This is a genomic window from Pokkaliibacter sp. MBI-7 (assembly GCF_029846635.1).
Lineage (GTDB): Bacteria > Pseudomonadota > Gammaproteobacteria > Pseudomonadales > Balneatricaceae > Pokkaliibacter.
Genome location: NZ_JARVTG010000002.1, coordinates 1,660,804 through 1,687,480, shown reverse-complemented (window position 1 = coordinate 1,687,480; position 26,677 = coordinate 1,660,804). Strand labels below are relative to the sequence as shown.

Here is a 26,677-nt window from a genome sequence, read left to right as displayed (position 1 = left end):
TGTCACCAGCAAGTGAGAATGTAGCAGACAGAACCTCAGAGTAAAGCTGTAAGCACTTGATAAATGGCCGGTAGTCAGAAAAAGGGTAAAGCATGCCGTCGTCCTGCCAGCGTCGTATTTACCGCGCAGAATGATGCGTCCCTGCGTGGTCGATCAGTTCTGGTGCAGTAAATCGAAAGCACGGGCCAGATCGAACTGATGCTCAGCCAGTGGGATTTGCTGGCACTGGTAATCCGGGCAACGCAAGGGGCTGCCTAAATTGTCGTGAGCGGGAATCCAGGCCTGAGCCAGTAGCTGGGTATCGTAGCGCCGGTCGGTATAGGTGGAGGGGGTGATGACAGCCAGAAAGTCACCCTTGCCCAAATAGGTACAGGGGCTAAGGGCAGGCAGGTACTGCTGCAGTGAATCTGCCAGCAATTTGATGGTTCGCAAGCTGCGAGACAGACCAACAGATTGCTGCCAGGCAGACCAGTTCTGGCAGCGCCACAGGGTCAGCTGGGCATGGCTGGCGATCTGTCGGGTGGAAATGGCAAAGAAATCTGGCTGGCTGAGCAGGCCGGTGAGGCTGTCCCGGTGGGCCAGAGCTTCCTGTACCTTTTGTTCATGGATATCTTCGGCCTGCAGCAGGAGCTGGCTGCGATGGTTATCGAGATAGCGAAACTCGAGCCGGTGCCAGCGTTTGCCTATGCTCGTTGAAAGCACTCTCTCGTTGATCTGTACCGGATGGTTTTGTAGCTGATTGAGTACAAAGCGGCACTCTGCGTCCTCTTCCAGAAGGTCCCGCAGCTGGCTGATCTGATAACGAAAGGTCTGATTAAAAATCGGGTTGGAGCTGATCAGTTGTTGCTGTGGCCCGAATAGCGCAACCATGGTGGACTGACTGGTGCTTCTGGCAGGCGCGGGGCTGGCCTGCTCCTGATAGGGGGCCTCACAAAGCATGGCCATATGGCCGTCTTCCATGACGATGCCGGAAAACTGGCAGAGCACTCGTTTGGGCTGACCATGCGGGGTGAGCGTCCACCATTTCAGCAGACGTTCGCCCTGCCTGAACTCTTCCAGATACTGACACAGCGTCAGGTACACCGCGCGCGACATATCCAGACGGAAATCCCGGCTGCTCAGTTCCTGCAAATGGGGGCTGTCCCACAGTTGCAAGCCCGCTTCATTCGCCCAGGCAATACGATAGTTGAGCGTATCGTAGATCCACACCGGGGTTTGGAGCTGAGCAAGCAATTGGGCTTGTTGCTGGAAGCTGAGCAAAACACTGTCCTTAGCTGAATTCAGTTTCGTTGTCTGTAACAAAGGTCGGCCATTCTAGTGCTTTGTAATGGGTGATACAAAGCATTGTCAGCACCGTTTTTGATCCGAAACAGTTGCTATGCGCCTTGCTGGCGTGTATCTGATGGTGTCGGTAGCTCACCCGAACGCGCCATGATGAAACATGTTCTCAGAGCGTGTTGCTGTCTTGCAGATGACGTTCTGGAAGCTGGTGTTGCCAGCGTTGCAGAATAATGCGGATATCTTCGAGGCGGAATGGTTTGGATATGAAGTCGTTCATTCCGGCATCCAGGCAGCGTTGCCGGTCTTCCTGCGCGGCATTGGCAGTCAGCGCAATAATGACCGTCCGGCTGAAGGTGCGTAGCTGTCTGATGTGCTCCGTGGCGAGCAGACCATCCATGATCGGCATCTGCATATCCATGAAAATCATGTCGAAGCGATGCTGGGTGCACTGTTCCAGCGCTGCCTGTCCATTACCCACCACTGTCACCTGACAACCGAGCTTTTCCAGCACATTCTTGACCAGTTTCTGGTTTACCAGATTGTCTTCTGCCACCAGTACGTCAAGGCGAGCGACATGACTCTCGACCCCATGTCCGACGCTGTCGTGTGCTGACGGCGCATTTGCCTGAGAGGCGGGGCCGGTGTTGGCTGTCAGGCTATGATAAATGCTTGTTTGTAACAGATTGCGCCGCACCGGCTTATTGTGACAGGTAGCGAACAGATGGCGGGTTTCTTCCGTAATCGGCCTGACCGCCGAGCTGAGCAGTATCATGGGCGCTGAAATACCACGCCTGCGGATCTCCTGTGCCAGCAGGACGCCATCCATGTCTGGCATCAGATAGTCGAGCAGGATCAGATCGAACTGAGAATGAGCGGCCAGGTGGTCAAGTGCCTGTCTGGGACTGCTGGCCACTGTGGTGGTCAGCCCCCAGGAGCGACAGAAGCGCTGCAGCAGATTGAGATTGGTATGGTTGTCATCAACAATCAGCACCTGTTGTCCGCTGATCTGGCTCATGTCGGGCTGGATGGCTGTGGCGGTATCGGGAGCACGGTCCATGATGATGCGAAAGCCAAAGGTTGAGCCTTTGCCCGGCGTGCTGTCGACGCGAATATAGCCACTCATCCGCTCCACTAGCCTTTTGCAGATGCTCAGCCCCAGCCCTGTTCCACCGAAACGGCGGGTGGTCGATGCATCTGCCTGAGAAAACGGCTCAAACAGACGTTGCATCGCTTCCTTGCTGATACCAATGCCGGTGTCCTGAATGCTGATATCGAGTGCAACGTGCTGGTCGTCGATATGGCTGGCATTGGCCTTCAACAGCACCTCACCGTGATCGGTGAACTTCACGGCATTGCCGATGAGGTTGATCAGAATCTGCCGCAGGCGGGTGGAGTCACCGATAATCTGCGCGGGCAGATTCTCATCGAGGTTGCAAATCAGCTCCAGCCCCTTATCGCTGGCAGCGACAGCAAACAGACTGACGGTTTCTTCCAGATGGGCCGGTAGCTCAAACTGATGATTCTCCAGTTCCAGAGCGTTGGACTCGATCTTGGAGAAGTCCAGCACATCGTTGAGCAGACTCAACAGACTGTCCGCACAGTGATGAATCGTGGTGACATAGTCCTGCTGCTCAGCGTCCAGCGCGGTGTCCTGCAGCAGCTGGACGTTACCGATCACGCCATTCATGGGGGTACGAATCTCGTGACTGATCACAGCGAGAAAATCAGATTTGGCTCGGTTAGCCTGCTCTGCCGCTTCCTTGGCGCGTCGCATCTCGTTTTCTGCTTCTTTACGCAGGGTGATATCCAGCCCCTGTGCGATCGCCGCCGTTGACTGGCCATCAATCATGACCGGCGTCAGGTTCCACAGCCACAGGCGGCCGTTATCGTGTATGACCTCCAGACCTTCTGCTGCCGTACCGCTGCAGGTTTGCCGCAAGGCTTCATGTACCTGTCGGGGGAAAAAGTCGTAGATCAGCGGATAGCGCGAAGACGTCGTGGTGTGCAGCAGCTGGGCAGCTGCTTCGTTATATTGCAGAAGCGTGCCGTCCGGGTGCCAGACCAGAATGGGGGAGAATGCCGACTCAAACAGATCGCGTAGCGATGACTCCTTCTGCCTGAGTTCATTGACCACTTCCTGCAGGCTACTGGCCACCTGATTGTATTCACGCACCATACTCGTCGGCAGCGGCACCAGATCAGCATGCTGAACCTGATCCTGTGCGTACTGCACCAGTTTGCGCAGAGGGCGGATGCTACTGCGGTACACCATGACAGTCAGCAGGGTGGATACCGCAAGTACCAGTGCCAATAGCTTGAGAGCGCTGTCAGTAAAGCGCTGACTTAGCGATGACACGGTATCGGAGCGCGTGACCACACAGAGATCGACATTGGATGGCATCAGGTTGAGTTGCAGTGGGCTGCACTGACCGGTAAAGCGATGATTAGCCGAGAACAGCACTGAGTTGGGCTGCTCGGCCAGTTGATCCAGAAAACCCTGATCGCCGCTGGAAGCCGATAAAGCGATACCCAGATAATCAAGACGCAAGGCTTCGGCCTGAGAGGCTGCCTGAATCTGCTTGCTCAGTGTCACGTTGTTACTCAGAACCAGACCGTGTATCAGCTCACCCAGTACCCGGCCAGACTGATGTTCAATCAGTTGCTGTTTGCTGACCAGAATCACCAGAGGCAAATTACCGAAGGGCGCAGGTAGTTTCACCAGTTGCCAGGCATTCAGTTTGGCCTGTTGACGCAGCTCGCCCAGATGACTGCCAAGGTGATAAAAGATACTGCCGGTATCTTCCCAGATCTGGCGGGATCCCTCTGTCAGCAGGGCAAAGTCAGGTCGGCTGTCGCCCATCATATTAAGTTGCGCTTCAAGCTCTAGCTTTTGCTTCGACGGATCGGACTGCGCCAGCTGGGTAAGTAAATCAGGATTGGTGATGGCCGATCCGACATGCTGAGCCTGAAGGCTCAGCAAATGATCGAAGTAGAGCTGGGCACTGGAACGGGTATGCGAAAGCGTATTCTCCTGCTCGATTTTCAGGGCATCGACCGCATTGGAGTAAGTGGTGTACAGCAAAACCGAGATAGTCAGGGTGAATGCGGTCAGCACCCAGAACAGGACTGCAGTAAACAGCGAAACGCTTTTATGCTTCATCAGGGTGCGCCGGAATACCTGAAAGCGTAATTCTCATAAGCCTTCAACTCATCTGCTGGGGTGTCACGTGTCACCAGCCGGAACTCTCCCGAGTAAATCCGGGGCACTGGCTGGTTAGCGAGATCCATGGCGATGGCTTCGGCCATGGCCACACCGGTATCGTCATTCATGCGCATGACGGTGACATCAAGCTGTCCCTTCTGAATGGCTTCCAGCTCAGAAGCGCCGCCTCCCCAACCATTGATCAGGATGCCTGCCTTGCGATTGCTGGCAGTCACGGCGTCTGCCGCACCCAGCGCCAGGTCGGTTGTACAGGCATAGATGAAGCTGATGGCGTCGGAAGACTGCAACAGTGATTCTGTGGCCTTGCGTGCGGACTCCCGATTGGCATCGGTATAGTACGACTGCAACAGTTTCATCCGGCCGGTGGCTTCCATCATGCTGATAAAGCTGTCTCCCCGATCTTTGCTGACCACACCGGGTGTCCAGTACAACAGACCATAGCTGGCGTTGCCATTGAACTTCTGTTTGAAGTAGTCCGCCAGCAGGCGGGTGCCTGTGACATGATCAAACCCTACATAAAGCAATGGCGGGCGGCTTTCCCAGGTACGTACTGGCGTGGTGATGTTTTGCAGGATGATCTTGGATAGCCCTGTCGCCAGCACGTATTCGATCATACGTTTCTGTGCCGGGCTGTCGAGGGTGGTGATGATGTAGTCCGGCTTTTGCGCCAGCACTGAACTGAAGTCCTCAGCTGCTTTGCTTTCATCCTTACCGGGCGAGGTAGAGGAGACGGTCAGATCGTAACGGATACCCAACTCGTCCAGTCGGGCCTGGAATGCCTGAATATTGCGCCGCCAGTAGTCTGATACCTGTGCCCCAGGGTAGATGATCGCCAGTTTCAGTGGGGTGTGATCCTGCCACGCAGCGTGGTTGCTGGTGGCTGCATTTTTAACTCTGTCTACCAGGGTCTGGCTGAGCGCTTGTTGCTCGGGATTGTGCTGGAACAGCTCATCGGCGGTCATGAATTCGGCATCATCCGCCTGTGCTATCGAGAGCGGAAGGAACATAAGGAGAGTGCAGGTAAACAGCCATCGCAACTTGAATGTAAACATGGTTTAAGTTCCAGCAGGCAGTCATTGAGGGGGGGGTATGTTGGCTTGGGTACGCTGACCCTGTCCTTTCCCTGGTGCGTGCTCGCATTATTCAACAATCAATCTCAGGTGCGCATGTATGCCCTGTGGCAGCTGTTTTATACGAAAAGCCGCGATACAAGCAGAGTTATAGCCTGCTCTCGGCATTCGCGCCATTGCTTAGGATCAACAGAGACTGGGTTGCCAGTCAGGATTGAGGAACAGGACACTCAGCTATATTCAGCTAAATGAGGTTGAGTGGCAAAGCGCAAGGTGAGGCTCTTCACAGAAGGGCTACCGGCAGCCAGTGGTCTCATCTGCTCGAGTCCGACAGGCTTCCGGGAGCTGGATCATATTAATTGTTACCAATACCCATCAGGGCGCTGGCAGCAAAGTGTTCTGTCTTGTTGTTTTCCAGGAAGGTGACCAGCTCATCGAGGAAAATGCGCAGCTTGGTAGGCATCAGGCGGCGCGATGAGTAAACCGCCCAGATGGTGGCGGGTTCAATTTCCCACTCGGTCAGCAGGGGGACGGCAGCACCGCTTTGTACCTGTTCCTTCATATAGGCCATGGGCAGACGGGCAATACCCAGGCCGGTCAGCATCGCTTCGCGGCAGCAGGTCATGCTGTTGGCACTCAGTAAGGCACGGGCAGTGATGTGCACTTCTTCATCTTCATGTTTGAACGCCCAGGTCTGTTGTAGCTGGGAATCCTTTTCAATCACCATGAGCTTATGCGAGTGCAGATCGGTTGGGTGGGCCGGCGTACCGTGAGATTCCAGATAGCCCGCGCTGGCGTAGAGACGCAACGGGCTGTTGAGCAGGCGACGGCATACCAGTGATGAGTCTTCCATACGATTGACCCGGATGGCCAGGTCAAAACCTTCACCAACGATATCCACCAAGCGGGAGCTGAGTTCGGCCTGGATCTGAATTTTAGGATAGCGCTGGATAAACTCCCCCATGAAGCGACCCATAATCAGCTGGCCCAGTTCGGTCGGCATGGCCACGCGCAGGATACCTGATGGCTCGGACTGGCTACGGGTAACGGCCAGTTCTGCTTCTTCCAGCTCACGAAGAATTTCGCGGCAACGCTGGTAGTGGGCTTGCCCCACGTCAGTCAGGCTCAGTTTACGGGTAGTTCGGTTCAGGAGGCGCACACCCAGTCGTTCTTCCAGTTGTGCGATTTTGCGGCTGATCGTCGATTTCTGCAGACCCAGGCTTTTGCCAGCGGTGGTAAAGCTCTGGAGCTCGACGACCTTGATGAAAATCAGTAGTTCGTTCAGATCCATGTATCGCTCCTGTCAAGAGGCCACAGTGTTACCGAAACCGCGTTTTGAAGCAATGAAACCTGGATGCTTTCATCAGTATGCAGGGCATCCCAGAGCACTTGCGCACCACAATGACGCGAGATGATGTGATCTGGCAGATTTCTGGTGCGAGTTTGCGTGGCTGGCTGCTGTCCTGAGAGTTAAAAGCCGCCTGCCGATAGCGCTAGATGTGACTTCCTGCAGAGAACGAGCAGGCAGCGCGGTGCTGTAAGGCTGATGTTTTGTGCATTGCGGTGCAAGTTGACATCATTTTTTAATAAAACTGTGGCACTGGTGTCAGTGTTAGTAAAAGTTGGCACAGTGTCTGCATTGGTTATTGTGCAGGGCAAGCTTCCAAGTTTGGAAGCTCTCCCAGATTAGGGCATGTTGACAATGGCGTCTCATCCACTTCGGTGGGGAGGCGCCTTTTTTTTGCCTGCAATTTTTGTGAGCAGTAGAAAGGGGAGGCCAGATGAGCAGTCAACTGACAGAGCACGCTGTACAGACGGCTACAACAACCTGTCCCTATTGTGGCGTTGGCTGTGGTGTTGAGGTCAGTCTGCTGGGGTCGCACCTACATGCCGTCAGGGGTGATGTAAGGCATCCGGCCAATCATGGTCGACTGTGTGTCAAAGGCTCGTCACTAGCGGAAACACTGACAACTTCTCATCGCATGTTACAGCCTCAGATCGGTGCTCAGGCTGTGCTTTGGGAGCAGGCACTGGATGCTGTAGCAAGTGGTCTGCAGCAGACCATTGCACAGTACGGACCTGATTCGGTTGCCTTCTATCTGTCAGGGCAGCTGCTTACCGAAGACTACTATGTGGCTAACAAGCTGATGAAAGGCTTCATCGGCTCGGCCAATGTCGATACCAACTCCCGGTTGTGCATGGCATCTGCGGTGGTGGGGCATAAACGTGCTTTTGGCGCCGATGCCGTGCCCGCCTGTTATGAAGATATTGAGCTGGCTGATCTGGTGGTTATTGTCGGCTCTAACCTTGCCTGGGCCCATCCCATTTTGTTTCAGCGGCTTTCGGCTGCCAAAGAGGCCAAAGGCACCAAGGTGGTGGTGATTGATCCACGCCACACTGACACGGCTGAGCTGGCCGATCTGCACCTCGCCATCGCTCCGGGCAGTGATGTCTGGCTATACAACGGTTTATGCCGCCATCTGCTGGAGCGTGGATGTATCGATGCAGCGTTCGTCGCCCAGTCGGTGGATGGCTTTACTGAACTTCAGGGGTATTTGCAGCACCCGCAGTACGAGTTAGCCAGCGTGGCAGTCAGAACGGGGCTGGCACTGGATGTGCTGCAGCAGTTCTTTGCCTGGGTAGAGCAGCACCCCCGCACGCTGACGCTGTTTTCTCAGGGTGTGAATCAGTCCAGTCAGGGCACTGACAAGGTGAACGCCATCATCAACAGCCACTTGCTGACAGGACGTATCGGTAAACCCGGTGCGGCGCCATTCTCGGTCACGGGGCAACCCAATGCCATGGGAGGACGCGAAGTCGGTGGACTGGCCAATCAGCTGGCGGCGCATATGGACTTTGCCAGCGATGATGTGGACCGCGTCGGTCGTTTCTGGCAGGCGACGCAGATGGCCAGACAGCCCGGTCTCAAGGCAGTCGAGTTGTTCGAGGCGGTGGAGCAGGGGCAGATTAAGGCGATCTGGATTATGGCCACCAATCCGGTGGTCAGCCTGCCACAGGCGGACCGGGTCAAGGCGGCGCTGGCGAAATGTCCGCTGGTGATCGTGTCTGATGCCGTTCAGGATAACGACACCTTGCGTCTGGCACATATTCGTTTGCCTGCCACCAGCTGGGCCGAGAAAGATGGCACGGTGACCAATTCAGAGCGCTGCATTTCCCGTCAGCGGGGTCTGATTCCTGGCCCCGGTGCGGCTCGCAATGACTGGTGGATCATCACGGAAGTCGCGCGCCGGATGGGGTTTGCAGACGCTTTTGACTATCACCATCCGGTGGATATTTTTCGCGAGCATGCGGCATTGTCCGGCTTTGAAAACGATGGCCAGCGGGCTTTTGATATTTCTCTGCTGGAAAACATCAGTCGTACCGAATATGACCAGCTTCAACCAGTGCAATGGCCGTTGAATCAGCACCATCCTCGCGGCATGCAGCGGTTGTTTGGCAATGGCCAGTTCTGCACGGTCAACGGGCGCGCCCGGCTGCTCTGTGTGGAGGGTGGAGAGCAACGCAAAGGTGTGCCAGATCACTATCCACTGCTGCTGAATACCGGCCGCATTCGTGATCAATGGCACACCATGACCCGCACCGGCTACGTACCGCGTTTACTGCAGCACCGTGCCGAACCTTTTGTGGCAGTCCATCCACAGGATCTCAGGCGTCTGAAGTTGCAGGAAGGGGATCTGGCAGAAGTCGCCAGTCGTGATGGCAGTGTGATCGTGCGCATTCATGAAGACGGTGGTCAGCAACCAGGGCAGGTGTTTATTCCCATGCACTGGAATGGCGTATTCAGTGCGCAGGCCCGGGTCGATACCCTGGTGGCCGCGCGACTGGATCCTTTTTCCGGTCAACCTGAATTCAAGCTGACGCAAGTGCGTCTGCAGCGTTTTGACCAGCAGTGGCAGGGCGTGTTGCTGGCTACGGAAGAGGTGGATATGGCAGGTCTGCCGTATTGGACCCGCATGCCGTTGAGTAACGGCTGGATGTGGCGAGTGGCCTCGCGTGAACCCCTGACCACACTGGCCGATGCGCTGTGTGAGCGTTACGGGCAGGCGACTATGACGCTGAACGGCGCAGCGGGGGCTGAATGGCGGCTGGCGTGGTTCCGTGATGGTCTGCTGACCGCGCTGCTTTTCGTCAGTAACCAGCAGTTGCCGCAGATCGATACGTCTTTCCTGGCTGAACAGTTAAATCAGCAACCTGATGCTACTGTGCGCCGCACTCTGCTGTTGGGGCGGGCGCTGGAGCAGGGGTCGCATCAGGGGCCGCTGGTGTGCAGCTGCTTTCAGGTGGGGGCCGGTGCTATCCAGACAGCCCTGAATGCTGGCTGCAACAGTGTGGAAGCGCTGGAGAGCAAGCTCAAATGTGGAACCAACTGTGGTTCCTGTATTCCAGAACTGAAACGTATGGTTCGTGCCGCTCAGGCACAGGCCGAGGAGGCTGCATGATGTCTATCCCACGTACCCTGACTTCTCGTGTCACCACCAGCCTGATGCAGGGATGGCAGCAGCTGCAGGCGTTTCTCTCTTCCAGTCGTGATGTTACTGGCCATGACGTGGTTAACGGCGGGCAGTTCGCCTCTCGTTTAACCCGGGATTTTCTGCCCGGCCATGTCTGGCTGGTGGGCGCAGGGCCGGGAGACCTGTCGATGCTGTCGATGGGCGTTTATGCCGCGCTGAAAGTGGCCGACGTGATTGTCTATGACCGTTTGGTCAGTGATGCGATTCTTGCCGAAGTGCCGGTCACCACCGAACGCTATTACGTGGGTAAAAGTGCTGGTCATCACAGCGTGCCGCAGGCCCAGATCGAGAGCAAACTGATTGAGCTGGCGGAACGCGGACTGCGTGTATTGCGTTTGAAAGGCGGCGACCCCTTCGTGTTTGGGCGGGGTGGCGAAGAACTCATGCACCTGCTGGAAGCGGGCGTGCCCTGCAAGGTGCTACCGGGTATTACTGCCGCTGCAGGCTGTGCCGCCAGCACCAGCATTCCCCTGACCTATCGCGGCATAGCCCAGTCTTGCCGCTTTATCACCGGACACCTGCAGGAGGGGAAAGAAGGGCTTGACCTCAGCCAGTGGTATCAGCCGAGTCAGACACTGGTGTTTTATATGGGGCTGGCTCAGGCGGGGGCCATTGCTGCGAAGCTGATGTCAGAAGGCGCGGCGTCGGATTTGCCGGTGGCTATCGTCGAGCGGGGCAGTCAGCCGGATCAGAAAGTATGGGAAACCACGCTGGAGCAGCTGGAGTCCACCATACAGCAGCACGGTTGTCAGTCACCTGCATTGCTCATCGTGGGAGAAGTCGTTGCGTTGCGGCAGAAGCTGATGGCATGCCGGTCTGACACGACGGTCGCTGCAGTGTGATAGCGTTCAAAGAAAAGGGATCGCACAAGCGATCTCTTTGCACTTTAGCGCAGTATCAGTAGCGGAATGGTCGACTTGGTGATCATGCTGGTGGTGGTACTGCCCACCAGAAATTGCCGGATGCGGCTGTGGCCGTAGGCGCCCATTACCAGAAGGTCAATCTTTTCCTGCTGGCAGTACTGCTGGATGACTTCATCCACTTCGCCGGCACGAATAACGGTATTGGGCACGCTGAATCCTGCTGTGATCAGTGCGTTTGCTGCCCACTTTATCTGTTCTTTATGTTCAACGGTCTCCGCGCCGACCAGCAGAATGTCGATCTGCAGTCCTGTCAGCAGCGGGCTGCTGACCAGACGCTCAACGCCCTTGCGGCTGGTTGGGCTGCCATCAAAGGCAAACAGCACGCGCTCAGGTGCTTTGAATGTCCCTGTGCTGACCAGAATGGGGCGGTGCAGGGTGCGAATGACGCTTTCCAGATGAGTGCCGACCTGTCTGCCCGGATGGGTCTCGCCTGCTCCCTGCTTGCCCATCACCAGCACACGCATGTCACCTTGCTGTTCGGCGATACAGTCAACCAGATCACCGTGACGCTGCATACAGCCGGCGTTAGCGACGCCGTCGCTTTTCACCCGTTCTTTGGCTGCTTCCAGCATGTGCAGGCCGTGCTGGATAGCCAGCTTGGCGCGTTCTTCATCCAGAGCGGCCAGTTGCTTCAGTAATTGCTCCTGGCTACCGAGGCCGATATTGCCGCTGTAGTCCGCGGCGACGGGATAGCTTTCCCGGTCCAGCACGTGCAGCAGGATCAATGACGTCGACAGGCGCTGGCTGGCCCAGGCTGCGTAGTCGCAGACGGTGCGCGTGGATACTGAACCATCAATGCAGGCGTAAACCTGTTCAGTCATGGGGGAGTCCTCTTTTAATCCTTATATGGCGCTTAATGGTCCATCAGCTTTTCGACGGCTTCAGGTTTGTCATGCACCGCGAAACGATCCATCAGCGTGGCACTGGCTTCATTCAGGCCAATGACCTCAACCTGGGTACCTTCGCGGCGAAACTTGATAACAACTTTGTCCAGTGCATTGACTGCAGTGATGTCCCAGAAGTGGGCACGGCTGACATCGATGACCACTTTTTGCACGACTTCACGGAAATCAAAAGCGGCATTAAAACGGGTGGAGGAAGCAAAGAACACCTGACCTACCACTCTGTAAGTGCGTTGTGTGCCTGACTCATCGGCTTCAGAGCCGATAAACAGGACCTGACCGACCTTGTTGGCGAAGAACAGGGCACTCAGCAGTACACCCACCAGTACGCCGATGGCCAGGTTATGGGTGAAGACCACCACAACCACCGTTGCAATCATTACCACATTGGTGCTGAGGGGATAGCTGCGCAGGTTGCGAATCGAATCCCAGCTGAAGGTGCCGATGGACACCATGATCATCACGGATACCAGTGCCGCCATGGGAATCTTTGAAACCCAGGGGCCGAGGAAGACCACCAGAATCAGCAGCACGACGCCTGCAATCAGGGTAGATAAACGGGTACGCCCACCGGACTTCACGTTGATGACGGACTGGCCAATCATGGCGCAACCTGCCATCCCACCCAGACAGGCGGCCACGATATTGGCCAGACCCTGGCCCTTGCATTCGCGGTTCTTGTCACTGCTGGTGTCAGTGAATTCATCGACGATGGTTGCTGTCATCAGGGATTCCAGCAGGCCAACCACCGCCATGGCAGCAGAGTAAGGGAAGATGATCGCCAGCGTCTGCAGATTGAGTGGCACATCAGGCAGCAGGAACAGCGGCAGACTGTCGGGCAGCTCGCCCATATCACCGACCGTATGGATATTCAGACCCAGCGCCATGGATACCGCGGTGAGGCTGACGATACATACCAGCGGTGAGGGGATCGCGCGGGTGATATAGGGAAACAGGTAAATGATAGCCAGACCTGCAGCGGTCATGGCATAGACGTGCCAGGTGACCCCAATCAGCTCTGGCAGCTGTGCCATGAAGATCAGAATAGCCAGGGCATTGACGAAGCCGGTGACCACAGAACGGGATACAAAGCGCATCAGGCTGCCGAGTTTGAGGTAGCCGCAGACAATCTGCAGCGCGCCGCACAGCACAGAGGCTGCCAGCAGATACTGCAGGCCATGCTCTTTGACCAGTGTCACCATCAACAGTGCCATGGCACCGGTGGCGGCTGAGATCATGGCCGGGCGGCCACCCGCAAAGGCGGTGACTACGGCAATACAGAACGAGGCATAAAGCCCGACCTTGGGGTCGACTCCGGCGATGATAGAAAAGGCAATGGCTTCTGGGATCAGTGCCAGAGCTACCACCAGTCCGGCGAGGATGTCTCCCCGCAGGTTAGAAAACCAGTGCTGTCGAACGGAATAAGCCATGTAATGGTCCACAATTTTCTGGCCAGCATATGTCTGGCCGGAGTGATGTCTTGCTACCCGCTTGTTCTGACGACCTGATCAGGTTTGGTTGCAACCTGAACAGTGCCGACAAACGGCGCGATCGAGACCCGGGGCATCAAAGCACAAGACTATGAAATTCTTATGAAAAATATCGGCCAGTGGGCGGATATTTAGCACAAGGTCAGGCATTCACAGGCCGTCATCTGACGCGCCGTCAGGGTCGTTAGACCATCAGACTCGGCGAAAAGAACGTGTTCACTATCGGCTGTGCACCGGTAAAACAGTGCCGGGAGGTGCGTTTGCATCCTCTTTCAGGAGGGCAGAGGTTAGCGTCCTGGGCGTTTTTACCTTATTGGGCGCCTGCCCGCGTGATCAGAGGTCCGTTCCGAGTGCCTTTACCTCACCCGGTCAGCAAGGCTGCGGGAAGGTAATCTGTGTACAGTCCGAAGGTTACACTCCACAGTCCATGCGTATTGAGTTGCGAGACTATTGAGGGGCGCCGACATGACCAGCGCTGTCGGTGCCGGGTCCTTCCGCATTTAGCAGAGCGGTCTGCCATTAGGCGTAAACCTTGCAGCTGAATGACTATGACGATAGTCGCTGCAGTGCACGAGTACTGAAAGATGGTCGCATTGAAGGCGCTCATCCTAGAGGAATAGCCAGGGTAACGCAAAACGTCAGGCCGGCAATGAAAGTGTCACGTAGGGTGAAAACTTAGCGTTATCCGTTGTCTTTCCCGTTAGTGTTCGGCCGGTACAGTGGGCACTATAGAGAGTTGTGTAACTGCAGTGTCTTGCACCGTTGAGCGCTGGGTGAAATTAGTCATGGCAGAGCCTTAAATACAGTTCTGCTCAGAAATTGAGTGTTAAGGGTGAATTGTTCTCATTGAACTCTTGGCCCGGAATGTTTGGCGTGATACTTTGCGGTCAGGTCGTAGGATGACATATCTCGTAACCAATTCGCGGATATGTTACTGATTTTGGTGGCCTATTACTTATGACGGTAACGTTTGGCTTCATGTGCGCTGCCATGCCAGTCGGGAATGACGGCAGGATGAAATGACAGGGCTGACGACTATACTCATAGTCGTTTCGCTCCGGGTAACGATCAGCTGACCCCAGACACCAGCTGATGCGTGCCACCGACGAATAGTTTTGCGATTGTGTACATATACAGCTGTCCGAAGCTGAGCGTCGCTCCCTGGTTGACCGGAGTGCTGTTCAGTTCGCAAGCAAGCAGCGAGATAGGGTACTGAGGTGTTCAGTACTGAAATGTAAGCATGTCAAAGGTTCGCCGGTAAGCTTAAGGACTAAGATGTTCAATAAAAGTATCCGCGCAGGTCTGTTGGCCAGATTGGGTATCAGCTCAGTCCTGTTCGCCATTGTGGTGGTGGGGATTCAGCTGTACATCGCTACTGAGCGACTTGCTGCGACACAAATGGATTTGATGGAAGAGCTGCTGATCTCTTCTGAAAAACCGTTGTCTGAAGCCATCTGGTCCTACGATGAAGTGACCACCCGTAAGGCATTGCAAGGTCTGATGCGCCTTGATCAGGTGGCTTCGGTAGACATTACCCTTGCCAATGGCGAGCAATACGCCAGCTTCTATAAAGGCGAGAACCTGATGCGTTCTCCGCTGGCTTCGCTGATTTTCCCCAAACTAATGGTGCTGCACCGTTCGCTGCTGGCGCCGGAGTATTCCGGTAGTTTTCGTGGCAAACCCATTGCGACTCTGACCATCGAAGGCAGTAACGATTTTCTGTTCCGGCAGTGGCTGGATGATTCTCTGGTTTTGATTGTCAGTATTTGCGGTTTGATTCTGGCGCTGTTTGCCATGTCCGCCATCGTTGTTCACCGCTTCCTCAGCCGTCCGCTGATTGCGCTGGGAGAGCAGCTGCTCAAGCTTGATCCCAACGAGAAAGACCGGATGTTTCTCGATGTGCCTGAGGGGCACGACGAGGATGAGATCGGCTCGCTGGTCAAAGTGTTTAACAGCAACACCATCAAACTGTCGCTGGCCAATCAGAGCATGGAGCGCATGGCGACCCGTGATCGCCTGACCGGGCTGCCCAATCGTAACCTGGCACTGGAGACACTGGAGCAGACGGTCATTACCGCCCGTGCAGAAAGCAGCCAGTTTGCCGTCTATATGCTTGATGTCGACCGCTTCAAGAACATCAACGATACCGAAGGCCATGAGCGCGGAGATCAGCTGCTGATCAGCCTCACTGAGCGCCTGACCAGCACCTTCGTCACCAAAGGTCTGTTCATTTCTCGCCTGGGCGGCGACGAGTTCCTCCTGATCAGTGAGCTGGCCAGCTCTGCCGAACGTGCTCTGGTTGAGGCTCAGCGCATTATCGATGTCATGCGCGAGCCTTACGTCATCAATGATGTGGCCATGCGTAATACTGTCTCCATGGGGGTGGTGATCTACCCGCAGGACGGCGAGAACGCTGATGCCATCATGCGTCATGCCGATCTGGCATTGCTCAGCTCGAAGAATCAGGGCGGTAATCAGGTCAGTTTCTTTACCAGTCAGCTGACTCAGCACATTCATGAGCGGCTGATGCTGGAAACTGCCCTGAGCCGTTCCATTGATCTGGGTGCGTTCGAGCTGTTCCTGCAGCCCAAGATGCATGCTCAGTCACTGGAAGTCACCGGCTGTGAGGCTCTGATCCGCTGGTTCAGGGACGATGGCACCATGATTTCACCGGCGGTGTTTATTCCCATTGCCGAATCGACCCGGCTGATCATTGGCCTCGGTAAATGGGTCATTGAAGAAGCCTGCCGCATTCTGCAGGGCTGGGTGGCGCAGGGCAGGGTAGTGCCGATGGCTATCAACGTATCGGTGGTGCAGTTGCTGGAAGAGGACTTTGTCGAGTTTGTGCTGGCATGCCTGCGCAAGCATCAGGTGCCAGCCGACATGCTGGAGCTGGAGATTACCGAATCGACCCTGATCGATAACTTCGACAAGGTGGTGGCGGTACTGACCGAAGTACGTCAAAACGGTTTGCGTATCGCTATGGATGATTTCGGCACCGGTTACTCTTCCCTGTCGAATCTGAACCGTCTGCCTATCGATGTGATCAAGGCTGACAAGAGCTTTGTACAGGGTGTGCCCAATGAAGCGGCTATTACGCAGCTGATTGGTTCTATCGGTGAGGTGCTGGGAGTCGAGCTGGTGGCTGAAGGTGTGGAAACCCGCGAGCAGCTGGAATGGCTGCGGCAGAACGGTTTTGACACCCTGCAAGGCTTCTACTTCTCTAAACCCATCCCCGCTCATCGTTTCGAAAAGCTGTTCCTGTTCAAGGATGAGTAAGCGCCAGTGGCAGCGCGCATGGCTGCCACTGGATTCTGTACAGCCTTTCCGTTTCTTCTTTCCTGACTGTTCTCTCTTCGCTTTCTCGCTTTTTCGTTCGCTCGCTTTCTTCCTCACTCCGCTGTTTGTCTTGAATTGATCGTTTCAATCTGGGCGTCATGTCAGGGTGTTGGTTCTGAAACTATCGTTTCTTTTATGCTGTTCTCTTCACTTTTTGACTGATCAATACCCATTCTCAACTAGATCAAACGTATCAGATTCATCGTAATGGTGCGTCCTGCGCTGCATTGGTGCGTTTGTTGAACATGAATCGAGTGTTTCATCCGTGCTGGGCCCGCATAAACCCTCGTAAAAACAACGGATTATATTTTGGCACGCAGGTTGCAAAACTAGCATTGCTTGAATCAAACGTTTCTTACGAGGGCAAGAAAACATGCAAGGCTTGACGTTGAAATCGGTGCGTAAATGGAGCGCGGCTCTGGCAGGTGCAGTTGTTCTTTCACTGTCGGCGGCTCATACCGCCTTTGCTGACCAGCTTGATGACATTCAGAAATCCGGTGTGCTGAAAGTGGCTGTACCGCAGGATTTTCCTCCCTTTGGTTCAGTGGGCTCCGATATGCAGCCCCAGGGCTATGACATCGATATGGCCAACTATCTGGGTAAAGAGCTGGGCGTGAAAGTGGAACTGGTACCGGTAACCAGCGCTAACCGTATTCCTTACCTGCAGACCAAGAAAGTGGATCTGGTTATCTCCAGCCTGGGTAAGAATGCCGAGCGTGAAAAAGCCATCGACTTTACCAAGCCTTATGCTCCGTTCTTCCTGGGGGTATTCGGTACCGCCAAAGCCGAAGTGAAAGATGCCGCTGAACTGGCTGGCAAAACGGTCGGCGTGACGCGTGGTGCAGTAGAAGACATCGAGCTGACCAAGGTGGCTCCTGCTACTACCGATCTGAAACGTTTCGAAGACAACAACACCACTATCTCTGCATTCCTGTCCGGTCAGGTTGATCTGATCGCAACCGGAAATCTGGTGGTGGCCTCCATCGCTGACCGTAATCCTGACCGCAAGCCTGAAACCAAGTTCATGCTGAAAAACTCACCCTGCTATGTAGGCGTTCACAAAGACGAAGCCCGTCTGGTTGAGAAGGTCAATGAACTGATTGCCAAGGCATACAAAGAGGGCGTGCTGGAGTCCATGTCACAGAAGTGGCTGAAGGCTGCCTATCCTGCCGATCTGGCCTCTATGTAAGTTTGAGCTGGGAGGAGTGGCTACATGCCACTCTTCTATACCCAAGGACTCTGTCCCTGTGGAATTGCACGTATGAATTACCAACTGAACTTTGCTGACCTGCTCAACTATCAGGATGTGTTGCTCGGTGGTCTGTGGATGACCATCAAGCTGACCATCGTATCCACCATCGGTGGGGTGCTGCTGGGTATTGCCGGTGCTGCTTCCCGCCGTCATCGCAATGGCTTTCTGCGTCGTGCTGCGGCCTGCTATGTCGAGCTGATTCGTAATACCCCCTTTATTGTGCAGCTGTTCTTTATCTTCTTCGGTCTGCCTGCGATTGGCATCAAGATGAACGAGATCGAGGCGGGTGTGCTGGCCATGGTGATCAACCTGGGCGCCTATCTGACAGAAATTATTCGCGCCGGTATCGATGCGACGCCCAAGGGGCAAATTGAGGCTGCGCGGACCCTGGGGCTGTCGAGCCGACAGATTTTCTTCCGTATCGTGCTGCCGCCGGCGTTTGCCTGTGTCTACAGCTCCGTTGTCAGCCAGTGCATTATCGTCATGCTGGGCTCAGCCGTGGTGTCACAGATTTCCGTCCCCGAGCTGACCTACGCGGCCAACTTTATTCAGTCACGCAACTTCCTGAGTTTTGAATCCTATCTGGTCGCAGCTGGCTTCTATCTGGTGTTGGCATTTGTTATGCGTCTGGGTCTCAATGCGCTTGGCTCCCGGGCATTTTCACGTGAGGAGAAACCAGCATGATGCAGTTCACTGACTGGGACATTCTGCGCAATCTGCTGCTGGCTGCTCGCTGGACCGTGCTGCTGTCGCTGATCGCCTTTGCTGGCGGTGCCATTGTGGGTCTGTTACTGACCTTCATGCGCATCAGCCGTCGCTCGGCGCTGGTGGTGATTACCCGTATTTACACTGAAATCTTTCAGGGAACACCACTGCTGATGCAGCTGTTCCTGGCGTTCTTTGGATTGGGTCTGGTCGGTATTGATGTATCGCCATGGACTGCCGCGGCACTGGCGCTGACCCTGTTCTCCAGTGCCTTTCTCAGTGACATCTGGCGTGGCTGCGTCGAGTCGCTGCCCAAAGGGCAGTGGGAAGCATCGCGTTGCCTCGGCCTGAATTACCTGCAGACCATGCGCTACATCATTCTGCCGCAGGCGCTGCGTGTGGCGATTCCTCCGACCGTGGGCTTCTCGGTTCAGATCGTCAAGGGCACTGCGCTGGCCTCCATCATCGGCTTTGTCGAGCTGACCAAGGCGGGCACCATGCTCAACAACGCTACGTTCCAGCCTTTCAAGGTGTTTGCCATGGTGGCGCTGATTTACTTCCTGCTGTGCTATCCGCTGTCCCGCGCCAGCCAGTATCTCGAACATAAATTGAGCCGTAGCTCGAAATAACCCGGAGGGTGACTGAATGTCTCTCGTTAGTATCCATGAAGTGCACAAGTACTATGGTGACCTGCACGTCCTCAAGGGTATCAACCTCAACATCGAAGCGGGCGAAGTGGTGTCCATTATCGGCCGTAGTGGCTCCGGCAAGAGCACCTTGCTGCGCTGCATGAACGGTCTGGAAAAGTACGACGAAGGCACCATCATTCTGGATGGCAAGGAAGTCAGTACCGATGAGTTTCAGATCCGCCGCCTGAGTGAAAGCGTTGGCATGGTGTTTCAGAACTTCAACCTGTTCCCTCACCTTACAGTCGGCCAGAACATCATGCTGGCACCAACGCTGATTCGGGGCATGTCCAGGCCTGCCGCCAAAGAGTTGGCCCTGGATATGCTTGGTAAGGTCGGACTGGCAGATAAGTTCGGTCAGTACCCCGAGAAACTATCTGGTGGACAACAGCAGCGCGTGGCTATTGCCCGCTCACTGGCCATGCAGCCTAAGGTGTTGTTGTGCGATGAGATTACCTCGGCACTGGACCCTGAGCTGGTGGGCGAGGTACTGAAAGTGCTGGAGCAACTGGCGTCCGAAGGTATGACGCTGATTCTGGTAACGCATGAAATGAATTTTGCACGGGATGTGGGCGACAGGGTGGTGTTCATGCACCAGGGTAAGGTGTGGGAAACCGGCCCGGCCAAGGACGTCTTTGCCGCCCCCCAGACGGCGGAGCTGCAGCAGTTTATCGGTGCCGTCCTGTAGGGTGCGCACGGGTAAAAATTTTGCGCCAGATGAAACTAAAGTTTCATTATTGTTTTTTATGAAATCTTTGATAATTTGACGACGAGTTCAGACCCTGTCTATACCTCGTCAAACCCCAGCGGTGCTGCCGTTCAGAGCCAACTGACACGGCAGTTCCCAGACCAAGGAGCACACCATGACGATAGCTGCCCAGTTCGACGATCAGGCCGTATATGCAGCTGCCGGGCCGCGCAACTGGCAGTTATCCAGTGAAGGTGTGCTGGCCGGTCTGCGGCTGGCGTTCAAAGACCTGTTTCACGTCAGGGGGTATCCGACCGGTGCGGGTAATCCCGACTGGCTGGCCAGCCACGGTGATGCTGAGCAGACCTCCTGGGTCATGCAGCGCCTGATGGAAGCGGGCTGTGTTGCGGTCGGGCGCACCCAGACTGACGAGATTGCCTACAGCCTCAACGGTATCAACGTGCATTACGGCAGTGCTGACAATCCGCGCGCAGCGGGTCGCATCAGTGGTGGTTCCAGCAGTGGTTCGGCCGTGGCCGTGGCGCGCGGTGAAGCCGATATCGGTCTGGGTACGGATACCGGTGGCTCCATTCGCGTGCCTTCCAGTTACTGTGGTCTGTATGGCTTGCGCCCCAGCCACGGGCTGATTGAAAACGCTGACTCGGTGCCGCTGGCGCCCTTGTTTGACACCGTAGGCTGGATGGCCCGTGATGCAGAAACCCTCGCGCGGGTTGGTGAAGTCCTGTTACCTGAGCAGCCTCTGGTTACGCCAGAGTCGGTGGTGCTTCTGCTGCCGGAAGGCATTGAACAGGATGCCCTGATGCCTGCGTTGTTGCAGTGGCTGCCTGCCTTGCCGGAATACAGCGTGGTGCCCGTCAGTCAGGCCTATCTGAGCGGTGCCAGTGAAGCGTTCCGGATGCTGCAGGGGCGTGCCATCTGGCAAACCCACGGTGATTGGATTACCCGCGTTCAACCGCGTTTTGCTGATGATATTGCCGGGCGATTCCGCTGGGCGGCGACCATTACTGATGCTGATGCTGATCAGGCCAGAGCGCAGGCTATCCACTATGTGCAGTGGCTGGCTGAACTACAGCAGGAAGGCCGCCAGCTGGTCATTATGCCGACTACGCCCGGCGCTGCACCTTTACGTGATATGCCTGCACCTGAACTGGCGCAGTATCGTGAACGGCTGATGGGGATGACGGCGCTGTCCGGGCTGGCCCGCTCACCGCAGTTACATATTCCCTGTCTGCACAACGAAGGCGCGCCCTGGGGGCTGTCACTGCTCGGTGCACGCCATACTGATCGCAGCCTGCTGGCACTGGCACAAAGCCTGCCTGCCGCTCAATGATATTTGCCACCCGATACTTTCTGACTGGAGAACAACAATGACCGCACCCCGTGAGATGGAATCCTCAACGCAGGCACTGACTGGCAAGGTGGCCATGACCGCACCTCACTACAAGGCAACCGAAGTGGGGCTGGCGGTATTGCAGGAGGGCGGTTCTGCCATTGAGGCCATGGTGGCCGCGGCAGCGACCATCGCGGTGGTGTATCCGCACATGAACAGTCTTGGGGGCGACGGCTTCTGGCTGATTCAGCGCCCCGGTGAAGCACCGGTAGCGATTGATGCCTGTGGTTTCAGCGCGGCGCTGGCCAGCAATGACTTCTATACCCGCCAGGGCCTGAGTGCTATTCCCGAACGTGGCCCGCTGGCGGCAGTGACCTTGGGCGGCACGCTCGGTGGCTGGGCCAAAGCACTGGAAATTGACCAGCATGCCTCGCTGCCGCTGTCACGACTGCTGGAGCCTGCCCGAGCGCTGGCTGCCGATGGCATTACGGTCACCGCCAGTCTGGAGGCAGCCAGCCGCAAAACCTTTGATACGCTGCAGACTGTGCCCGGTTTCGCACCCGTGTATCTGCCTGAAGGCAAGGTGCTGCAGGAGGGTGAAACCCTGCGCAATCCGAAACTGGCGCACTTTATCAGTCTGCTGGCGGAGCAGGGGCTGATGTCGGCCTATCAGGGCGAGATCGGTGCCACTATCGCTGCAGAGCTGGAGCGCCTTGGCAGCCCGCTGCGAGTGTCGGACTATCAGGACTACAGCGCGCAGGTCGTGACGCCTCTCAGTGTCGCCATCAGTCAGGGGCGGTTGTACAACCTGCCTGCGCCGACGCAGGGGCTGGCCTCGCTGCTGATTCTCGGTGTCTATGACCGGGTGCGTGCCGAACGCAGTGGCGCACGCGACTGGAGTGAAGCTGAGCAGGTTCACCATCTGGTGGAATCCACCAAGCAGGCCTTTATCGTGCGTGACCGTGAGGTGACGGATCCCGGTCGTCTGAAGTGCGACTGGAATGCGCTGCTGGACGAACCCCATCTGCAGCAGCTGGCGGCGCAGGTTGACAGTGACAAGGCGCTGCCCTGGCCGCATGTGGCCAAGCATGGTGACACCATCTGGATGGGCGCGCTGGATCAGCACGGCACCATGGTCAGCTTTATTCAAAGTATCTACTGGGAATTTGGTTCAGGGGTGGTGATTGAGCCCTATGGCCTGATCTGTAATAACCGTGGCGTCAGCTTCTCGCTGGATGCCCGCCATCCCAATGCGCTGGGGCCACGCTTGAAGCCCTTCCATACCCTCAACCCGGCAATGGCGGTGCTGAATGATGGCCGTCGTGTGGTGTACGGCACTATGGGCGGGGAGGGGCAGCCACAGACGCAGGCAGCCCTGTTCAGCCGCTACCTGTATGAAGGTTATTCACTGCCCGAGGCCATTGCCCGTGGCCGCTGGTTGCTTGGCCGTACCTGGGGTGAAACCAGTTTCAATCTAAAACTGGAAGCAGATCTGGATGCCCGGGTGGGTGATGAGCTGCGTCAGCGCGGTCACGATATTGCCGTCGTGCCATCGCAGGTGGAAATGATGGGACATGCCGGAGCCATCGCGCTGATGACCGATGGCAGTGTGGAGGCAGCAACCGATCCGCGCAGCGATGGTGCGGCGCTGGTTGGATAGATCAGGAATCGCCGGCGCTGAGCGCAGGCGTGCAGATGGCTCTGCAAATACATATTACAAACTGCAGGAAACAGGCAGGAGAACACTATGAGTGAATGGCTTCCCGTAATTATCGGTCTGTTGGGGACGGGTGTGGTCGCGGGAGTTCTGGCAGGGTTGCTGGGCGTCGGTGGTGGCATCGTCATTGTGCCGGTGCTGTACTGGCTGTTCCAGCATCTGGGGATCAGTGCGCCGACGGCGATGTCAGTCGCGACCGCTACCTCGCTGGCCACCATCGTGCCGACATCGATCTCCTCGATTCGCTCGCATCATAAACGCGGTAACGTCGATTTCGACCTGCTGAAGTTGTGGTCGCCAGCCATCATTCTTGGCGTGATTCTCGGTGCGTCAGTCTCTACCCACATCAGCGGCCACTGGCTGACGCTGATGTTCGGCGTTATCGCCGTGCTGGTGGCCATCAATATGCTGTTCCGCTCCAAGGCTGCGCCACTGGCGCAGAGTCTGCCGGGCACCTGGGCGCAGCGATTCATGGGGGGCTGTGTGGGGCTGCTGTCAGTGATGGTGGGTATCGGCGGTGGCACGCTGGGCGTACCGCTGCTGACTTCCTTCAATGTGGCTGCTCACCGCGCAGTGGGAACGGCTGCCGCCTTTGGTCTGCTGATCGCGCTGCCCGGCGTGATCACCATGCTGGTGACCGGGTCTGCACCTGCTGATGCGCCGGTGGGGACGCTGGGTCTGGTCAACCTGCCCGGTTTTGCCCTGATCGTGCCGCTGACTGTGCTCTGCGCACCTCTGGGTGTGGCCCTTGGGCAGAAGCTGGATCAGGCCATGCTGAAGAAGATTTTTGCGGTGTGTCTGGCGTTTACCGGCACACGTATGTTGTTGCAGGTGTTGAGTTAACCCCCTGCGAGAGACTGTCCCCGATACAGAAAGTCCCCGATACAGAAAGTCCCCGATACAGAAAGTCTTGGTGCAGTTGCGTACTGCGCCAGCACGATTGAAGAGTAAGGAAAGGCTATGAGTAACTTCGGTCAAATCAATCCACCACCCCGTTTGCTGATGGGCCCTGGCCCCATCAATGCTGATCCCCGTGTGCTGCGTGCCATGTCGGCGCAGCTGATTGGTCAGTATGACCCGGCCATGACCTCGTACATGAACGAAACCATGGCGTTGTACCGCGAAGTATTCTGCACCGCTAACCAGTGGACGCTGCTGATCGATGGCACCAGCCGTGCCGGTATCGAGGCGCTGCTGTTCTCTGCGCTGTGCCCGGGTGACAAGGTGCTGATCCCGGTGTTTGGCCGCTTTGGCTTGCTGCTGAGCGAAATTGCCCAGCGTGCCGGGGCCGAAGTCCATACCATCGAAGTGCCCTGGGGCGAGGTGTTCAAACCCGAGCAGATCGAAGAAGCGTTGCAGCGGGTGCGGCCCAAAGTGCTGGCCGTGGTGCAGGGTGATACCTCCACCACCATGCTGCAACCGCTGGAAGAACTGGGTGCCCTGTGCCGTAAGTACGATGCACTGTTCTATACCGATGTCACTGCCTCCATCGGCGGTAACTTCCTGAAGACCGATGAATGGGGGCTGGATGCGGTATCCGCTGGTCTGCAGAAGTGTCTGGCCGGTCCTTCCGGCAGTTCACCCATTACCGTCAGTGATCGCTATGTCGAAGTGGTGCGCCGTCGCCGTCATGTGGAAGCCGGTCTGGTTACCAGCGCTCATCAGGCAGGTATTGAACCGGCGATCCGCTCCAACTATTTCGACATTCCCATGATCCTCGACTACTGGGGGGAAGAGCGGCTGAACCACCATACCGAAGCAACCAGCATGCTGTATTGCGCCCGTGAATGCGCGCGCCTGCTGGTGGACGAAGGCATGGACAACGCCATTGCCCGCCACCAGTTGCACGGTGACGCCATGCTGGCCGGGGTGCAGGGGCTTAACCTCAAGCCCTTCGGTGATCTCAAACACAAAATGAACAACGTCGTCGGTGTCTATATTCCCGAAGCGGTGCAGGGCGATGCGGTGCGCAGCTCACTGCTGAACGATTTCGGCATTGAAATCGGCACGTCCTTCGGACCACTGCACGGCAAGATCTGGCGTATTGGCACCATGGGCTACAACGCCCGCAAGGATGCGGTACTGACCACGCTGGCGGCGCTGGAGCAGGTACTGCGACTGGCAGGCCACCCGTGTGATGCCAGTGGTGGTGTGGCTGCGGCCATGGCCGTCTACAAAGCCGCAGCGGAGGCCTGATGATGACGACTCAGGAGCTACTGGCGCGTATTGATGCTCTGGCGGCCATCAGCGCAATGGAAGGCGGGTTACTGCGCGCCTACCTGACCGATGAACACCGGCGTGCTAACGAACTGGTGGCTACCTGGATGCAACAGGCGGGTATGTCCACCTGGCAGGATCAGGCGGGTAATCAGTGGGGGCGATACGAAGGCAGCGAGGCGGGAGCCAAAGCGCTGATTATCGGTTCGCACCTTGATACCGTGCCCAACGCTGGCCGTTACGACGGCATGCTCGGGGTACTGCTCGGTATTGCTGCTGTCGATCATTTCAACCGTCTTGGGCAACGTTTTCCGTTTGCCATCGAAGTGGTTGGCTTTGGCGATGAAGAAGGCACCCGCTTTGGCTCCACTCTGCTGGGCAGCCGTGCGGTCTCGGGCAGCTGGCTGCAGGAGTGGTTTGCGATTGCTGATAAACAGGGCGTGACCATGGCAGAAGCCTTCAAAGCCTTCGGCCTTGATCCGGCTGAGGTGGGCAAGGCGGCGCGCCATGCCGATGACGTGAAAGCTTATATCGAAGTGCATATCGAGCAGGGCGTGGTGCTGGAAAGCAAGGATCTGCAACTGGGTACTGTCACCGCCATCGCTGGCGCAAGGCGCAAGCAGGTGGTAGTGAAGGGCCGCGCAGGCCACGCCGGAACCACGCCAATGGATTTGCGCTTTGATGCGCTGGTGATGGCGGCGCATGCCATCACCATGATTGAGCGCAAGGCCAGGATCTGGAATCTGGTGGCAACCGTCGGGCGGGTGGAATGCCTGCCCAACGCGGTCAATGTGATTCCGGGTGAAGTGCGCTTCAGTGTTGATATTCGCAGTCAGGATGATCATGAGCGTGATCGGGCCTGGGCTGAAATGGAGGCGGGTATCCGCAGTATCGTTGGCTCACGCAATGGTGACGTCAGCATCAGCGATACCCACGCCGCCCCCGCCGTACCCTGTGCCGACTGGTTGCAGCAGTCCTTCAATGACGCACTGGCCGAGCACGGTCACAAGGCTTTCTCGCTGGTCAGTGGTGCCGGGCATGATGCCATGGCCATGGCCGACATTACCGATGTTGGCATGTTGTTCCTGCGCAGCCCCGGTGGCATCAGTCATCACCCTGCTGAGTCGGTGATTGAAGACGATGTACGTTCTTCGCTGGAAGTGCTGATCAGCGCTATCGGGAGGATTGCCAGCCACTGAGCCATCTTGTCAGTACATATCACTAAAGCCACCCCGTGTGGCTTTAGTCGTTTTTGTACGGTCCGCAAAGACGAACAGAGGTCGTATTTGGGCCAGCGAATG

The 26,677-nt window shown here is 56.5% G+C and carries 18 protein-coding genes; 12 read left to right on the top strand and 6 right to left on the bottom strand.

The window, feature by feature from the left end; genetic code table 11:
* Positions 1-153 precede the first annotated feature (153 nt).
* The 4 genes from QCD60_RS27325 to QCD60_RS27310 all read right to left on the bottom strand — a co-directional run bounded on the left by QCD60_RS27325 (position 154) and on the right by QCD60_RS27310 (position 6,865).
* Positions 154-1,260 (bottom strand): hypothetical protein, encoded by a 1,107-nt coding sequence (locus QCD60_RS27325; protein ID WP_279790211.1) that lies wholly within the window; start codon positions 1,258-1,260, stop codon positions 154-156.
* Between the two features lie 187 nt (positions 1,261-1,447).
* Positions 1,448-4,441: a response regulator gene (locus tag QCD60_RS27320; protein WP_279790209.1), complete on the bottom strand. Its 2,994-nt coding sequence runs from the start codon at positions 4,439-4,441 to the stop codon at positions 1,448-1,450.
* The gene (locus tag QCD60_RS27315; protein WP_279790207.1) at positions 4,441-5,511 is read right to left on the bottom strand and encodes a substrate-binding domain-containing protein; all 1,071 of its coding nucleotides are present in this window, start codon (positions 5,509-5,511) and stop codon (positions 4,441-4,443) included. The genes QCD60_RS27320 and QCD60_RS27315 overlap by 1 nt, the downstream gene beginning before the upstream one ends.
* Before the next feature lie 418 nt (positions 5,512-5,929).
* Positions 5,930-6,865, bottom strand: a complete 936-nt coding sequence (locus QCD60_RS27310) for a LysR family transcriptional regulator (protein WP_279790205.1) — start codon at positions 6,863-6,865, stop codon at positions 5,930-5,932.
* A 490-nt stretch (positions 6,866-7,355) separates the two neighbouring features.
* Here QCD60_RS27310 and QCD60_RS27305 point away from each other — a divergent pair, with 490 nt between their 5' ends.
* Positions 7,356-10,034: a nitrate reductase gene (locus QCD60_RS27305; protein ID WP_279790203.1), complete on the top strand. Its 2,679-nt coding sequence runs from the start codon at positions 7,356-7,358 to the stop codon at positions 10,032-10,034.
* Positions 10,031-10,948 (top strand): uroporphyrinogen-III C-methyltransferase, encoded by a 918-nt coding sequence (cobA, locus tag QCD60_RS27300; RefSeq protein WP_279790201.1) that lies wholly within the window; start codon positions 10,031-10,033, stop codon positions 10,946-10,948. Before QCD60_RS27305 ends, cobA begins: the two co-directional genes overlap by 4 nt.
* A gap of 44 nt (positions 10,949-10,992) precedes the next feature.
* On the opposite strand, the gene QCD60_RS27295 is transcribed toward cobA, so the two are convergent.
* Both QCD60_RS27295 and QCD60_RS27290 read right to left on the bottom strand, forming a co-directional pair.
* Positions 10,993-11,850, bottom strand: coding sequence for a universal stress protein (locus tag QCD60_RS27295; protein WP_279790199.1), 858 nt, complete (start codon positions 11,848-11,850; stop codon positions 10,993-10,995).
* Positions 11,851-11,882: 32 nt separating this feature from the next.
* Positions 11,883-13,361, bottom strand: a complete 1,479-nt coding sequence (locus tag QCD60_RS27290) for a SulP family inorganic anion transporter (RefSeq protein WP_279790197.1) — start codon at positions 13,359-13,361, stop codon at positions 11,883-11,885.
* Between the two features lie 1,335 nt (positions 13,362-14,696).
* Between QCD60_RS27290 and QCD60_RS27285 the strand changes: the two genes are divergently transcribed.
* The 10 genes from QCD60_RS27285 (at position 14,697) to QCD60_RS27240 (ending at position 26,575) form a co-directional block, all read left to right on the top strand.
* Positions 14,697-16,700: an EAL domain-containing protein gene (locus QCD60_RS27285; RefSeq protein ID WP_279790194.1), complete on the top strand. Its 2,004-nt coding sequence runs from the start codon at positions 14,697-14,699 to the stop codon at positions 16,698-16,700.
* 433 nt (positions 16,701-17,133) lie between these two features.
* Positions 17,134-17,949 (top strand): transporter substrate-binding domain-containing protein, encoded by an 816-nt coding sequence (locus QCD60_RS27280; RefSeq protein ID WP_110186223.1) that lies wholly within the window; start codon positions 17,134-17,136, stop codon positions 17,947-17,949.
* A gap of 72 nt (positions 17,950-18,021) precedes the next feature.
* Positions 18,022-18,696: an amino acid ABC transporter permease gene (locus QCD60_RS27275; RefSeq protein ID WP_279790192.1), complete on the top strand. Its 675-nt coding sequence runs from the start codon at positions 18,022-18,024 to the stop codon at positions 18,694-18,696.
* Complete coding sequence (locus QCD60_RS27270; protein ID WP_279790190.1) at positions 18,693-19,346, top strand: amino acid ABC transporter permease; 654 nt, start codon at positions 18,693-18,695, stop codon at positions 19,344-19,346. The genes QCD60_RS27275 and QCD60_RS27270 overlap by 4 nt, the downstream gene beginning before the upstream one ends.
* Before the next feature lie 16 nt (positions 19,347-19,362).
* The gene (locus QCD60_RS27265; protein WP_279790187.1) at positions 19,363-20,091 is read left to right on the top strand and encodes an amino acid ABC transporter ATP-binding protein; all 729 of its coding nucleotides are present in this window, start codon (positions 19,363-19,365) and stop codon (positions 20,089-20,091) included.
* Between the two features lie 175 nt (positions 20,092-20,266).
* A complete protein-coding gene (locus QCD60_RS27260; RefSeq protein ID WP_279790185.1) occupies positions 20,267-21,442 on the top strand; it encodes an amidase in 1,176 nt (391 codons plus the stop codon).
* Positions 21,443-21,479: 37 nt separating this feature from the next.
* Entirely contained in the window at positions 21,480-23,102 is a 1,623-nt protein-coding gene (locus tag QCD60_RS27255) for a gamma-glutamyltransferase (RefSeq protein ID WP_279790183.1), read from the top strand.
* An 87-nt stretch (positions 23,103-23,189) separates the two neighbouring features.
* Entirely contained in the window at positions 23,190-24,002 is an 813-nt protein-coding gene (locus QCD60_RS27250) for a sulfite exporter TauE/SafE family protein (RefSeq protein ID WP_279790181.1), read from the top strand.
* A 117-nt stretch (positions 24,003-24,119) separates the two neighbouring features.
* Positions 24,120-25,355, top strand: coding sequence for an alanine--glyoxylate aminotransferase family protein (locus QCD60_RS27245; protein WP_279790180.1), 1,236 nt, complete (start codon positions 24,120-24,122; stop codon positions 25,353-25,355).
* Complete coding sequence (locus tag QCD60_RS27240) at positions 25,355-26,575, top strand: allantoate amidohydrolase (RefSeq protein WP_279790178.1); 1,221 nt, start codon at positions 25,355-25,357, stop codon at positions 26,573-26,575. Before QCD60_RS27245 ends, QCD60_RS27240 begins: the two co-directional genes overlap by 1 nt.
* Positions 26,576-26,677: the final 102 nt, after the last annotated feature.